Source organism: Oscillibacter sp. ER4 (genome assembly GCF_000765235.1).
Lineage (GTDB): Bacteria > Bacillota > Clostridia > Oscillospirales > Oscillospiraceae > Hominicoprocola > Hominicoprocola fusiformis.
The window spans coordinates 1-13265 of the sequence record NZ_JPJG01000028.1; the positions used below are offsets into that span (position 1 = coordinate 1).

The 13265-nt window shown below is 61.2% G+C and carries 13 protein-coding genes; 5 read left to right on the forward strand and 8 right to left on the reverse strand.

The window, feature by feature from the left end:
* The first annotated feature begins 203 nt into the window (after positions 1-203).
* From NI20_RS0104715 to NI20_RS0104725, 3 genes are read left to right on the forward strand one after another with little or no spacing between them, the layout of a single operon-like run.
* Positions 204-392, forward strand: coding sequence for a DUF1540 domain-containing protein (locus NI20_RS0104715; RefSeq protein WP_033120302.1), 189 nt, complete (start codon positions 204-206; stop codon positions 390-392).
* A 57-nt stretch (positions 393-449) separates the two neighbouring features.
* Positions 450-803 (forward strand): sulfite exporter TauE/SafE family protein, encoded by a 354-nt coding sequence (locus NI20_RS0104720; protein ID WP_033120303.1) that lies wholly within the window; start codon positions 450-452, stop codon positions 801-803.
* Positions 800-1183, forward strand: a complete 384-nt coding sequence (locus NI20_RS0104725; RefSeq protein WP_033120304.1) for a sulfite exporter TauE/SafE family protein — start codon at positions 800-802, stop codon at positions 1181-1183. The genes NI20_RS0104720 and NI20_RS0104725 overlap by 4 nt, the downstream gene beginning before the upstream one ends.
* A 27-nt stretch (positions 1184-1210) precedes the next feature.
* Here the strand turns inward: NI20_RS0104725 and NI20_RS0104730 are convergent, their stop codons facing one another.
* The 8 genes from NI20_RS0104730 to NI20_RS0104765 form a co-directional block, all read right to left on the reverse strand.
* Positions 1211-1960, reverse strand: coding sequence for a nucleoside phosphorylase (locus NI20_RS0104730; RefSeq protein ID WP_033120305.1), 750 nt, complete (start codon positions 1958-1960; stop codon positions 1211-1213).
* A gap of 4 nt (positions 1961-1964) precedes the next feature.
* Positions 1965-2651 (reverse strand): ribonuclease III, encoded by a 687-nt coding sequence (rnc, locus tag NI20_RS0104735; RefSeq protein WP_033120306.1) that lies wholly within the window; start codon positions 2649-2651, stop codon positions 1965-1967.
* A 56-nt stretch (positions 2652-2707) separates the two neighbouring features.
* Positions 2708-2953 (reverse strand): acyl carrier protein, encoded by a 246-nt coding sequence (gene acpP / locus NI20_RS0104740; protein ID WP_033120307.1) that lies wholly within the window; start codon positions 2951-2953, stop codon positions 2708-2710.
* A 97-nt stretch (positions 2954-3050) separates the two neighbouring features.
* Positions 3051-4079, reverse strand: a complete 1029-nt coding sequence (gene plsX / locus NI20_RS0104745) for a phosphate acyltransferase PlsX (protein WP_033120308.1) — start codon at positions 4077-4079, stop codon at positions 3051-3053.
* Between the two features lie 4 nt (positions 4080-4083).
* Positions 4084-5409 carry a methylenetetrahydrofolate--tRNA-(uracil(54)-C(5))-methyltransferase (FADH(2)-oxidizing) TrmFO gene (gene trmFO / locus NI20_RS0104750; protein ID WP_033120309.1) on the reverse strand — a complete coding sequence of 442 codons (1326 nt, stop codon included), beginning with the start codon at positions 5407-5409 and terminating at the stop codon, positions 4084-4086.
* Positions 5409-7886 (reverse strand): type I DNA topoisomerase, encoded by a 2478-nt coding sequence (gene topA / locus NI20_RS0104755; RefSeq protein ID WP_033120310.1) that lies wholly within the window; start codon positions 7884-7886, stop codon positions 5409-5411. The genes trmFO and topA overlap by 1 nt, the downstream gene beginning before the upstream one ends.
* A 5-nt stretch (positions 7887-7891) precedes the next feature.
* Positions 7892-9103, reverse strand: a complete 1212-nt coding sequence (dprA, locus tag NI20_RS0104760; protein ID WP_033120311.1) for a DNA-processing protein DprA — start codon at positions 9101-9103, stop codon at positions 7892-7894.
* Between the two features lie 22 nt (positions 9104-9125).
* Entirely contained in the window at positions 9126-9887 is a 762-nt protein-coding gene (locus tag NI20_RS0104765) for an RNA methyltransferase (RefSeq protein ID WP_242842920.1), read from the reverse strand.
* 199 nt (positions 9888-10086) lie between these two features.
* Here NI20_RS0104765 and pepT point away from each other — a divergent pair, with 199 nt between their 5' ends.
* Complete coding sequence (gene pepT / locus NI20_RS0104770; protein ID WP_033120312.1) at positions 10087-11298, forward strand: peptidase T; 1212 nt, start codon at positions 10087-10089, stop codon at positions 11296-11298.
* Positions 11299-11338: 40 nt separating this feature from the next.
* Positions 11339-13138, forward strand: coding sequence for an aminopeptidase P family protein (locus tag NI20_RS0104775; protein WP_033120313.1), 1800 nt, complete (start codon positions 11339-11341; stop codon positions 13136-13138).
* Positions 13139-13265 lie beyond the last annotated feature (127 nt).

Consider the following 13265-nt stretch of genomic DNA (forward strand, 5'->3'; position numbering starts at 1 on the left):
TATATCGTTTGTTTGGTACTCCTTTTGGCATAGCAAATCACCCCACTTGTTAGATAGTATATCATACTGTCTAACAAATGGGGTGCAGTTCATATCAGCCGGACGTTTTTTATTGGAATGTTCTTCCTTTTGCATAGCGGGCAAAAATGCGCGCAAACTAAGCGCGGCAAACGCCAAAACAACTTTTTCAGGAGGACAAATCCATGACCGATCATACCAATAACGGCTGCTCCTGCACGCCCAACACCTCCATCCGCTGCGCCGTGACCAATTGCGCCAACCACTGCAAGGACGCCCAGTACTGCGGTCTGAACGCCATCCAGGTCGGCACGCACGAGGCCAACCCCACCATGGACCAGTGCACCGACTGCCAGAGCTTCAAGAAGCAGTAATTTTTGCAGCCGCCCCTCAGGCGGCCGCTACATAGCATCGAAAAAGGCGGTGACAGCATGACGGAAAAGGGCAAATACCGCGTCTGTGGCGCGCTCGCAGGCACGGTGAACGGCTTATTCGGCGGAGGCGGCGGCATTCCGCTCGTCTTTTTGCTGCGCTCGTGGGCAAAACTCTCCGACAAGACGGCACTCGCGACCTGTGTGGCCGTCATCTTCCCGTTCTGCCTTGTGTCGGTGCTCGTGTACGCGTTCCGCGGCGCGCTGCCGCTCGGAGAGGCGCTCCCCTACTTTCTCGGCGGACTCGCGGGCGGATGGATCGGCGGCAGGCTCTTCAAGGATGTGCCGAATACGTGGCTCAAGCGCATTTTCGCGCTGTTTCTGCTCTATGGCGCGGTGAGGTACCTTCTGTGACGGACTGGCTCTTTCCCGCGCTCTGCGGGCTTTTGACGGGAATCCTCTCGTCCTGGGGCGTCGGCGGCGGGACACTGCTTCTTTTATGCATGACGCTCTTTTTCGGCGTGGAGCAGCGCACAGCGCAGGCCATCAACCTGCTCTATTTTCTGCCAACCGCGGGCATCTCGCTCTTCGCGCATCGCAAAAACGGATATCTCGACAAAGCCGTCCTGCGCGCGGCCATCCCGACCGGCACGCTCTGTGCGCTCGCCGCCGCGTTTTTGACGACAATAGTCGACAGCAGCGTCTTCCGCAAGCCGTTCGGGCTGTTTCTGCTCTACGCGGGGCTGTCGATCCTCTTTGAAAAGAAGAAAAACAGCAAAAAAGAAACGCCGTGACTTTCGTCATGGCGTTTTCGATTCTATTCAGATGCGCAGCGCCGTTTCCAGCGCGATATAGAGCTTGCCAAGGTCGTGGTTCGCGCCGCGAAGATTGGCGACATCGTAGCCGCTCTCCTCCAGCACGTCGCCCGCCTCGAGGAAGTTATAGAGCGATAAGCCGTAAAAACTGCACACCGCCTGCACACCGGCAAGCTCCATCTCCACGGCGATACAGCCCTCGCTTCTTCGCTGCGCGACGAGGCCCGCGGTCTCGCGGATCATGGCGTCCGTCGTCCAAACCCGCCCCGTCACGTGCGGGACGCCCAGCTCGGTAAAGATGGCCGAGAGCTTCCGCGCGTTCTCGACCGTGATGTAGTCGGACGGCGCAGCGAAATAGTACGAGCAGCCCTCGCCGCGGTAACTCTCCGTCGGGACGATGAATTTGCCCCTCGTCGCCTCCCGATTCAAGCTCCCGCAGGAACCGAACATCACGAACTTCGACGCACCGACGATCCAGCTCGCCTCATAGCACTCCGATGCGGCAATCGCCGAGCCGATGCCCGAGAGGTAAAACGCGATGTCCTTTCCCTTGTAATTCATGCGGTAAATGGGGATATTCCCGTTGCACGCACCGATCAGGCCGATCTTTTCACTGGGAAAGGCGTCCAGCAGATGCTGATAGATCTTTTGCGAAAACAGGATCAGGCACGTTTCGATAAGGTGCTTCTGCTCGCCGTAAAAGTCCCGCAGGCTGATGACGGGTTCAGTCTTATCGTCAAAGCAGTCGGTAATCATCTTTTCAGCGCTGATCCGTCAGTTTTTCGAGCGCGTCTTTTGCGGCCATCTGCTCGGCTTCCTTCTTGCTGCGGCCCGCGCCCTTGCCCACAGCACCGCCGTTGAGCAGCACTTCAAAATAGAACGTCTTGTCATGGTCGGGGCCGCTCTCACCAAACAGGCGGTAGGAAAGCGTCTGGTTCGGCGTGCGCTGCACGAATTCCTGTAAAATGGTCTTGTAGTCGCGACGCTTTTCCTCGGCGACCTCCTCGCGCTCGGTATCGAGCAACACTCGGTGGATGAGCGCGCTGGCCGCGCTGATGCCGCCGTCAAGATACACCGCGGCAAACACCGCCTCGGTCGCGTCGGCCAGGATAGACGGACGCGTGCGGCCGCCGCAGCTCTCCTCGCCGTTGCCGAGCTTTAAGTATTTTCCAAGCTCCAGGCGCTGCGCGACCTCGTGCAGGCTGTCCTCGCACACGAGCAGCGCGCGGATGCGCGTCAGCTCCCCCTCCGGCGCGGTAGGATGCTTGGCAAACAGATACTCCGCCGTCACAAAGCCGAGCACGCTGTCACCCAGGAATTCCAGGCGCTCGTTGCTGAAAAAGTTTGCGCCGCGGTGCTCGTTGGCATACGAGCTGTGGCGCAGCGCCTCTTCGAGCAGCGCCAGATTTTTGAAATGATATTGCAGCTTTTCTTCCAAGGCCTGCATGGTTTTTCCTCCTGATAAAAGGACGCCCCGCGCAAAGCGGGGCGGCTTTTTTCTTCTTAACCGAGCTTCGTGCTCAGGTAGCGCACGCAGTCGCCCACCGTCTTGAGCGAGGTGAGCTCCTCCTCGGGGATCTCATCGAGCTCAAACTCTTCCTCCATGGCCATCACCAGTTCGACAAGATCCACGGAGTCGGCGCCAAGATCTTCCTCAAAAGAGCTGTCCATCGTGACCTCATCGGGGTCGAGCGCGAACTGCTCGACGATCAGCTTCTGCATCGTTTTGAAAATTTCTTCGGGGCTCATAAGTCTTATACTTCCTCTCACGGTTTTGGTTCTTCCAAATGATACGGCAAAGGCACTGTACTGTCAATACCCATTTTGCCGCTTTTTGGCATTCGCGTTATTCTGCCTTCTGTTCAATGCGCATCTTGTCGATGTTTTGCGTGATGTCGTCGATGATGCCGCTGCGCGCGACCTCCATCGCCTGGCGGACCGCATTGCAGATGCCGACCTCACTCGCGCTGCCGTGCGCCTTGACGACCGGCTTCGAGATGCCGAGCAGCGCCGTACCGCCGACCTCGTTCGCGTCGAGCATTTTCTTGAAATCGCCGAGCTGTCCCTTGAGCAGCAGCGCCGCCAGCTTCGTGCCGGTGCTGTGCATCAGCATTTCCTTCAATTTGATGGAAAGAAGCTTGCCCGTGCCCTCGATGCTCTTGAGCATGATGTTGCCGCTGTAGCCGTCGGCGACGATGACGTCGCACTCACCGAGCATCGCTTCCTTGGCCTCAATGTTGCCGGTGAAGTTGAGATGCCCCGCCTCGCCCGCTTCCTTGAGCTTCTGATACGTTTCGCGGCGCAGCGTGTCGCCCTTGCTCTCCTCCGCGCCGATGTTCAAAAGACCGATGCGCGGATTTTCGACGCCGAGCACCTTCTGCGCGTAGTAGCTGCCAAGATACGCAAATTGCAGCAGGTATTCGACCGTGCACTCGGCGTTCGCGCCGCAGTCGATGAGCACGGCCTTGCCCTTGGCCGTCGGGATGGTCGGCGCGAGCGCCGCGCGGCGCAGACCGCGGATGCGCTTGACAACGAGCGTCGCGCCCGCAAGGAGCGCGCCCGTGCTGCCCGCGCTGACAAAGCCGTCCGCGTCGCCGGCATGGAGCATATTGAGCCCCACGGTGAGGGACGAATCCTTCTTGTGCTTAAAGGCCGTGGCCGGATCGTCGCAGATCTCGACCACCTCGGTCGCGTTGGCGATCTCCATGCCCTTGGGGAGCTCCTTGCAGCCGCACTGCTGCAGGGCCTTCAAGATCTCTTCCGTTTTTCCGGTCAGGACGATGTCCACGCCGTACTTCTCCTGCGCCATCAGCGCGCCCTTGACGGGCGCGAGCGGGGCGAAATCGCCGCCCATGGCGTCGACGATGATCTTCACGGGGTCACTCTCCTTTCCTGTCACTCAGCACGTCCTCGCGCATCGCGTCGATCTTTTCAAGCGAGCGCGCGGCGAGCTGCGCATTTTTCACGCGCTTGCCGCCCTTGATGCGGTAGCCCAGCGGCGGCATGATACCAAAGTTCACGTTCATCGGCTGAAAGTCCGAGACCGTCGTATCGCTGATGTAAAGCCCCAGCGCCCCGATGGCCGTCTCGCGTGGGAAATCGACGGGCGGTTTGCCTTCGAGTCTTCTTGCCATCTCGATGCCCGCCAGAAAGCCCGAAGCTGCGGACTCGATATAGCCCTCCACGCCGGTCATCTGCCCGGCAAAGGCGATGCGGTCATCCGCGATCAGGCGATAGTAGCGGTCCAGCATCCCCGGCGAGCGGAGATAGGTGTTGCGGTGCATCACGCCGTAGCGCACAAACTCCGCATCATGCAGCGCGGGGATCATCGAAAACACGCGCTTCTGCTCGGGAAAGCGCAGATGCGTCTGGAAGCCGACAAGGTTATAGACGCTGCCCTGCGCGTTGTCGCGCCGCAGCTGGACGACGGCATAGGGCTCTTTCCCCGTCTTCGGGTCTCGCAGACCGCGCGGCTTGAGGGGGCCGTAGCAGAGCGTATTGTGTCCGCGGCGCGCCATGACCTCGACGGGCATGCAGCCCTCGAAGACGTTTTTATCCTCAAAGCCGTGTACGCTCGCTTCCTCGGCGGTCGTGAGCGCCTGCCAGAAGGCATCGTACTCCTCCTCCGTCATCGGGCAGTTGATGTAGTCCGCCGTCCCCTTGTCGTAGCGCGAGGCGAAAAACGCCGAATCCATGTCGACGCTCTCAAATGTCACGAGCGGCGCGGCGGCATCGAAAAAGTTCAGCGTGTGCCCGTCGCCGATCTTCTCGGCGATGGCGGCGGCGAGTGCGTCGCTCGTCAAGGGGCCCGAGGCGATGATGACGTTCCCCTCGGGGATGGCCGTCACCTCGCCGGGGATAACCGTGATATTGGGATGCGAACGGATCTTCTCTGTCACGAGCTTTGAAAAGCCGTAGCGGTCGACCGCCAGCGCGCCGCCCGCCTCCACGCGCGTCGCGTCCGCGCAGGCAAGGATCAGCGAATCGAGGCGGCGCAGCTCCTCTTTGAGAAGGCCGACCGCGTTTTCGATCTGGTCCGAGCGCAGCGAATTCGAGCAGCAAAGCTCGGCAAAATCCGCCGTGTGGTGCGCGGGGGTGGTCTTTTCGGGTTTCATTTCATGCAGCGTCACGGCGATGCCGCGCTGCGCGAGCTGCCAGGCAGCCTCGCAGCCGGCAAGGCCGGCACCGATCACAGTTACTTGCATCAGTTCTCTTCTTTCTCCGCGGTCTTTTTGGCTGCGGACTTGGTGGTCGTCTTCTTAGCGGCCGCCTTTTTCGTGGTCGCGGTCTTCTTTGCCGCCGTCTTTTTTGCGGGCTTTTCTGCACCATCCTCGGCTACGGTCTTCTTTGTCGTTTTCTTCGCTGCGGCGGTCTTCGTTGCGGTCTTCTTGGTGCTCGCCGCTTTTGTGCTCGTTTTCTTTGCGGTGGTGCTCTTCTTAGCCGTCGTCTTCCTGGCGGCGGTCTTCTTTGCCGCGGTCTCCGCCGCATCGGCGGCTTCGGCGCTCTCCGCGCCCTCTTCCGCGGTCTCGGTGGTCTTCTTTTTTACATAGCCGCGCTGGTCTTCCGGCACAAAGCGCGAACACGCGGGGTTGATGCAGTACGGGCGCTTAAAGCCCTTGCCCGCCTTTTTGAACATCGCCTGGCCGCACTCGGGGCAGTCGTCCTTCGTCGGCACATCCCAAGTCATGAAGTCGCACTTCTTCTCGGGATCGCTGCTGGTGGAGAATTCGCAGGCGTAGTACGTGTACTGCTTGTTCGTCTTCTTGCTCACGCCGGTGCGCTTCATCATGCGCCCGCCGCACTTGGGACAGCGCCCCGGCATTTCGACGACAAGGGGCTTGGTGAATGTGCACTCGGGATAGCCCGGGCAGGCAAGGAAGCGGCCAAAGCGCCCGCTCTTGATGACCATGTTGCGGCCGCAGACGTCGCACTTCTCCTCGCTGACCTCATCGGGGACCTTGAGTCTCACACCCTCGAGCGCCTTCTCGGCGTTTTCAAGGTCGCGCTCAAAGCCGCCGTAAAAGTCGCGGATGATGTCCTTCCATGCGGTCTTGCCCTCCTCGACGGTATCGAGCTTTTCCTCCATGCGGGCGGTGAACTTCATGTCCACAATGTCGGGGAAGCGCTCTTCCATCAGACCCGTCACCACCTCGCCGAGCGGCGTAGGACGCAGGTATTTTCCGTCCTTGATGACGTATTCGCGGTCTAAGATCGTCGAGACCGTCGGCGCGTAGGTCGACGGGCGGCCGATGCCGTTCTGCTCCATCGCGCGAATGAGCGTTGCGTCCGTATAGCGCGCGGGCGGCTGGGTAAAGTGCTGAAGCGGCGTATACGCTTCAAGCGCAAGCCCCTGCCCCTCGACGAGCGGCGGCAGCGTGCCCTCCTTTTCCTCCTTGCTGTCGTCGTCGCGAGACTCCTCGTAAACGGCGGTGTAGCCGGAGAATTTGAGGTTACTGGCGCTCGCGTGGAACTCGTGTCCGCCCGCCATGATCTGCGCGCTCACACTGTCGTACACGGCGTTCGCCATCTGGGAGGCCAAAAAACGGCTCCAGATCAGGCGGTACAGGCGGTACTGCTCACCCGTCAGGTCGTCCTTGATCTGCTCGGGCGTCAGGTTGACGTTCGAGGGGCGGATGGCCTCGTGCGCGTCCTGCGCGCCGGCCTTGGCCTTGTAGTGGCGGGCGGTCTTGGGATAGTAGCTCTGCCCGTAGCGTCCTAAAATAAACGTCTTCGCTGCGGCGATGGCCTCTTCGGAGATGCGCAGCGAGTCGGTGCGCATGTAGGTGATGAGACCCACCGTGCCCTCGCCCGTGATGTCCACGCCCTCATAGAGCTGCTGGGCGATGGCCATGGTGCGGCGCGGCGTCATGTTGAGCTTGCGCGAGGCCTCCTGCTGTAAGGTGGAAGTGGTGAACGGCAGAGACGGGGAGCGCTGCTTGTCCGTGCGCTTGATATTCGTCACAGTAAAGGACTTGTCGCCGATGTCGGCAATGATGCCGTCCACCTGCTCGCCGGAGGCCGGCTCGACCTTTTTACCGTCCTTGCCGTAATAGTGCGCCTCAAAGGTCTTGTGCGTCGCCTCGTCGGTGAGGTCGGCGTCAAGTGTCCAGTATTCCTGCGCCTCGAAGGCCTGAATTTCCTTTTCGCGGTCGTCGACCATGCGCACAGCGACGGACTGCACGCGGCCCGCGGAGAGGCCGCGGCGGACCTTCTTCCACAGAAGCGGGCTCAGCTGATAGCCCACGATGCGGTCGAGCACACGGCGCGCCTGCTGCGCGTCGACCAGGTCCTGGTCGATGGCGCGCGGCTCCTTGATGCTCTCGGAGACAACCTTTTTCGTGATCTCATTGAAAGTCACGCGCTTGGCCTTTTCATCGTTCAGATTCAAAAGCGCTTTTAGATGCCACGAGATGGCTTCGCCCTCGCGGTCCGGGTCCGTTGCAAGATACACGGTGTCGCTGCTCTTGGCGGCCTTTTTGAGCTCGCTGATGAGCTCCTCTTTTCCGCGGATGGGCTGATAGACAGGCTCGAAGTCGTGCTCGATATCAACGCCCAGCTTGCTTTTCGGCAGGTCGCGCAAATGGCCCATGCTGGCCTTGACCTCGTAGTCTTTGCCGAGATATTTTCCAATGGTTTTCGCCTTCGCCGGAGACTCGACGATCACCAGATGCTTTTTTGCCATGAATGTTATTCCTCCAGTAGTGTGACGGTCAAAGAAAAATGCTTGCCGCTGCCCTGCTCGACGTAGCCCTCAAGCTCCATCATCGTCAGCGCGGAAAGAACACGGCGCGTTGGGATCTGCGTCTTTTCGATCAGATCGTCCACCTGCAGCGCGCCGTCTTTCAGCGTGCGCAGAATGGCGATCTGGTCGTCGGTCAGCCCCGCGTCGTTGGTTTTCAAATTCAGTGTCGGCAGCGACAGTATTTCCTCCGCCGCGGCCTGCTTGGCGCGTGCTTGCTCCTCGCGCGCCTGATAGCCGAGCGTACGCGGAAGCTCCACGCGCTCGCCGAGTATTTTATGCGGATAGATGGCCTCGTACTCGCGCAGCACATCCCAGCTGTCGGTGATGAGGCCCGCCGCGCCGTCCGCGATCAAACGGTTGCAGCCGCGGCTGAGTGGCGCGTCGATCGGACCGGGAACGGCGAAAACATCGCGTCCCTGCTCAAGCGCGGTATCCGCCGTGATGAGCGCGCCGCTCTTTTCCGGCGCTTCGACCACGATGGTGGCGAGGCTCAGACCGCTGATGATGCGGTTTCGCACGGGAAAATGCCACGCCTCGGCCGCCGTCCCGGGCGGATACTCGCTGATGAGCGCGCCCGAGGCCGCGATATCGCGGTACAGCCACGCATTCTCCGCCGGATAGACGACGTCGAGCCCGTTGCCGAGCACGGCGATGGTCTTTCCGCCCGCGCGCAGCGCGCCGCGGTGAGATGCGCTGTCCACGCCCGCCGCCGCGCCGGAGATCACGACCGCGCCCTGCTTGCACAGACCGTAGGCGATCTTCTCCGCCGCTTCGATGCCGTAGGGCGAGGCCTTGCGCGTGCCGACCATGGCGACAGCGACCTCCTCGTCGATAACGGGGAGTTGGCCTTTGACATAAAGCAGGCACGGCGGCTCAAAGATATTGCGCAGGCGCATCGGATAGTCCGCGTCCTGCATCGTGAGAAGCCGCAGCCCCAGCCGCGAACACGCGCCGAGGATACGGTCGGCGTTTTCCAACGATTTTTCCGCGAGCAACGCGATCTGCCGTGGCTCAATGCCCTCGACGAGGCGGTACTCGTCCTCGTCGGCATAGTAGACGTTCTCCGGCGTGCCGAAATAGTCGAGCAGCAGAAGCTTTGAGCGGTTTGTCAGTCCCTTGACCTCCGAGAGCCACACCCAATATTTAAGGCCCGCCATGAAGAGCACCTCCTTGTTCGTTTCAGCGATACATCTCCCACAGAACGACCGTCGCCGCGATGGCCGCGTTGAGCGACTCGCAGCGCGGGCTCATGGGAATTTTGAGCGTCTTGGCGCACTCATCCAGCATTTGCTGCGACAGTCCGCGCCCCTCGCTGCCGATGGCGACAGCGGCTTTGGACAGGTTCGCGTCAGACAGCGGCACGGTGTCCTCGCGCAGCGCCGTGCCGTAGAGCGGGACGCCGCCTTTACTGAGCAGCGCGAAAAGCTCCTCCGGCGTGACGCTGTACGCCTCGCGGCGGAAGATCGCGCCCATCGTGGCGCGCGCCGTCTTGGGATTGAAGAGGTCGGCGCAGGCGTTGACTAAGAACACGCCGTCGCACTCAAACGCGTCCGCCGTGCGCAGGATGGTCCCCACGTTCCCGGGGTCCTGCACGCCGTCCAGCACGAGATAGTGCTTACCCGCAAGCGTTTCGGGCAGCTTCGTCTCAGGAAGCGCGACCGTAAACAGTGCGCCCTGCGGCGTCTCCATCGGGCTCACCGAGCGCATCAGATCTCCGCTCACGCGCACGGCGCGCACGGTATCGGGAAGCGCTGGAATGTCCACGCCGTCGGAAAACACCGCCGTCTGGACCGGCGCGCCCCACTTGAGCGCTTCGTCTAAGAGCTTTGTTCCGTCGCAGAGATATTCCCCGCTCTTTTTTCGATAAGACCGGGAGGACGCCAGCTTGCGCAGGTGCGTCATCAGCGGATTCTGCCGGCTCGTGATGGTTTCCACGTTCATTTTTCCTCTTCCCTCCCAGTTTCTTATTTAATATGTATCACACTATATTATCAACTGCCACCCTTTGTCAAGCAAAAGAATCTTTTGCACCTTTCCACTTTTGCGCGGATCGGCGCGCCGCGGCTTTACAGTTCGCCCCCTTTTGTGGTACACTGAGCGTGAAATATCACGCAGCATGACTGCAAGGAGGTACCCCAAAATGGAATCTGCCAAATCGCGTTTTCTGCGCTATGTGACCTATTACACCACCTCGGACGAATTCACTGGCACCTCGCCCTCCACGGAGCGGCAGAAGGACCTTGGCCGCGCGCTGATGCAGGAGCTTGAAGCGCTGAAGCTCGAGGACGTCCACATGGACGACTGCGGCAACGTGCTCGCAACGCTCCCCGCGAGCAAGGGTGTGGACGCGCCCGTCATCGCGCTCATCGCGCACATGGACACCGCTCCCGACGCTTCGGGCGAAAACGTCAAGCCCCGCCTCGTGCGCTACGAGGGCGGCGAGCTGAAGCTCAACGACACTGTCTCCCTCACCGAGGCGCTCTGCCCCGGCCTTGAAAGCCATGTGGGCGAAGAGCTCATCGTCACCGACGGCACGACGCTCCTCGGCGCGGACGACAAGGCCGGCGTCGCCGAGATCATGGCCGCGGTCGAGACGATGATTGAGAAAAACGTCAAACACGGCGAAGTGCGCGTCATCTTCACGACCGACGAGGAGATCGGCAACGGCGTGGACGGGCTCGACGTGCAGGAACTCGGCTGTGACTACGGCTACACTGTGGACGGCGGCCCGCTCGGTGAGATCGAATTTGAAAACTTCAACGCCGCGTCCGCCGTTCTGACGGTGCACGGCGTCGGCGTCCACCCCGGCAGCGCCAAAAATGTCATGATCAACGCCGCGACCGCGGCGATGGCCTTCCACGCGATGCTGCCTGAGGACGAAGTGCCGGAGAAAACCGATGGCTACGAGGGCTTTTTCCACCTGACCGAGATGAGCGGCAGCGTGACCGAGGCGACGCTCCGCTATATCATCCGCGACCACGACCGCGAGCGCTTTGAGGAGAAAAAGGCTCTCTTCGCCGACTGCGCCGCGCGCCTCGACGAAATTTATGGCGACGGCACGGCCGAGGCCCAGATCAGCGACAGCTACTACAACATGAAGGAGAAGATCCTCCCCCACTTCCACCTCATCGAGCGCGCGGAAAACGCCTTCCGCGCCAACGGCGTCGAGCCGCAGTGCGTACCCATCCGCGGCGGCACGGACGGCGCGCGCCTGTCCTGGGACGGGCTTCCCTGCCCCAATCTCTCCACCGGCGGCTACAACTATCATGGCGTGCGCGAGTGGATCCCCGCGGATAGCCTTGAGGCCATGACGAACGTGCTCATCACGCTGACGGAGAGCTTTGCCGAATGAGGCAATCGTTATCGTAACAAAGAATTGGAGTGATTTTGTGATGAATCCTGTCGAAAAGCTCGCACTTTTGCGCGCGGAGATGGCCAAGCGCCATATCGATGCCTACGTCGTCGTGACCGACGACTTCCACACCTCGGAATATGTCGGCGCGCACTTTAAGGCGCGCGAATCCCTCTCCGGCTTCACCGGCTCTGCCGGTACGCTCGTCGTGCTGCCGGACGCCGCCGCACTGTGGACGGATGGCCGCTACTTTTTGCAGGCCTCGCAGCAGTTAGAGGGCAGCGGTATTGAGCTCATGCGCATGGGCCAGCCCGGCGTGCCTGAGATCCCCGCGTTCCTGCGCGACCACGTTCCTGAAAACGGCTGGATCGGCTTCGACTCGCGCACGATCAGCAACAACTTCGCTCGTTCGATCGGCGAGAAAACGCGCGAGAAGCACATCCGCTTTGCGGGCGACGAGGACCTTGTCGACCTTGTGTGGGCGGACCGCCCCGCACTCTCGTGCGAGCCGGTGTGGGAGCTGGACGTAAAGTATGCAGGCCTGACGCGCAGGGAAAAGCTCGCAATGGTGCGCGGCAAGATGAAGGAGATGGGCGCAAGCGTGTTCGTCATCCCCTCTCTCGACGAGGTCGCGTGGCTGCTGAATCTGCGCGGCAACGACGTGCTCTTCACACCTGTGTTCCTCTCGTATCTGCTGCTTGAGCAGGACAAGGCCACGCTCTGCGTGCAGAGAGAGGCCGTGAGTGCAGAGATCGAAGCACATTTGAAATCTGACGGCGTAACGCTCGCTCCCTATGACGACATCTACCGCCTCGTCGCGGCGCTGCCCACGGGCACCCGCGTACTGCTCGACGGCGAGCGCGCCAACTACCGCATTCTGCAAAGCGTGCCGGAGAGCGCTGAAGTTCTCGACCGCACGAGCCCCATTCAGCTGATGAAAGCGGTGAAGACGCCCTCGGAGCAGGAGAACGAGCGCCTTGCCCACATCAAGGACGGCGTGGCCGTCACGCGCTTCATCTACTGGCTCAAGCACACGATCGGCAAGGAGCCCATCACCGAGCTCAGCGCGTCGAAAAAGCTCGAATCTCTTCGCGCCGAGGGTGAGCACTATCTTGAGCAGAGCTTCGACCCCATCCTCGCCTACGGCGCGCACGGCGCGATCGTCCACTACGAGCCGACCGAGGAGACCGACATTCCCATGGAGCCGCGCGGCCTCTGCCTCGCCGACACGGGCGCGCAGTATTTGGAGGGCACGACCGACATCACCCGCACCATCGCGCTGGGGCCGCTCACGGACGAGGAAAAGCGCATCTACACGCTTGTCCTGCGCGGACACATACAGCTGGGCGCGGCCAAGTTCTTGCACGGCTGCATGGGCGAAAACCTTGACATGCTGGCCCGCACGCCGCTGTGGGAAGCGGGCCTCGACTTCAACCACGGCACGGGCCACGGCGTGGGCTTCGTCCTCGGCGTGCATGAGGGCCCTGAGCGCGTACACTGGGACGTGAAGCGCCAGAAGCGCCACTGCATCATTGAAGAGGGCATGATCTTCTCGAACGAGCCGGGCATTTACCTTGCCGGCAAGTTCGGCGTGCGCATTGAGAACCTCGTCGTTGTACGCGAGGCTGAGGTCAACGAGTACGGCCGCTTCCTTGCGCTCGAACCGCTGACGCTTGTGCCGTATGACCGCGATGCGATCGATCTGTCGCTGCTCTCGTCGCGCGATGTGGAGCTTTTGAATGCTTATCACGCTAAGGTCTTTGCGGCGATCTCGCCGTATCTGAGCGGGGATGAGCTGGAGTGGCTCAAGGCGGCCACTGAGCCAGTGCTGTTCTGCTGAACAGCATAAAAGGCAGCGCGATAGCACGCTTCTATCCCTGCACCGTGCAGGGGCGCGGGAAAAGGTGTCCATTCTCTCACGAGAGAGAATGGGCACCTTTTGATCCCCCAAGAGAACGCAAGGGGCA

What these genes read in the sequence shown, in the direction of transcription:
- trmFO (WP_033120309.1), bottom strand. Translation starts at nt 5,409, where the DNA reads ATGCAAGTAACTGTGATCGGTGCCGGCCTTGCCGGCTGCGAGGCTGCC.
- acpP (WP_033120307.1), bottom strand. Translation starts at nt 2,953, where the DNA reads ATGAGCCCCGAAGAAATTTTCAAAACGATGCAGAAGCTGATCGTCGAG.
- topA (WP_033120310.1), bottom strand. Translation starts at nt 7,886, where the DNA reads ATGGCAAAAAAGCATCTGGTGATCGTCGAGTCTCCGGCGAAGGCGAAA.
- rnc (WP_033120306.1), bottom strand. Translation starts at nt 2,651, where the DNA reads ATGCAGGCCTTGGAAGAAAAGCTGCAATATCATTTCAAAAATCTGGCG.
- NI20_RS0104730 (WP_033120305.1), bottom strand. Translation starts at nt 1,960, where the DNA reads ATGATTACCGACTGCTTTGACGATAAGACTGAACCCGTCATCAGCCTG.
- pepT (WP_033120312.1), top strand. Translation starts at nt 10,087, where the DNA reads ATGGAATCTGCCAAATCGCGTTTTCTGCGCTATGTGACCTATTACACC.
- NI20_RS0104715 (WP_033120302.1), top strand. Translation starts at nt 204, where the DNA reads ATGACCGATCATACCAATAACGGCTGCTCCTGCACGCCCAACACCTCC.
- NI20_RS0104775 (WP_033120313.1), top strand. Translation starts at nt 11,339, where the DNA reads ATGAATCCTGTCGAAAAGCTCGCACTTTTGCGCGCGGAGATGGCCAAG.
- NI20_RS0104765 (WP_242842920.1), bottom strand. Translation starts at nt 9,887, where the DNA reads ATGAACGTGGAAACCATCACGAGCCGGCAGAATCCGCTGATGACGCAC.
- NI20_RS0104720 (WP_033120303.1), top strand. Translation starts at nt 450, where the DNA reads ATGACGGAAAAGGGCAAATACCGCGTCTGTGGCGCGCTCGCAGGCACG.
- dprA (WP_033120311.1), bottom strand. Translation starts at nt 9,103, where the DNA reads ATGGCGGGCCTTAAATATTGGGTGTGGCTCTCGGAGGTCAAGGGACTG.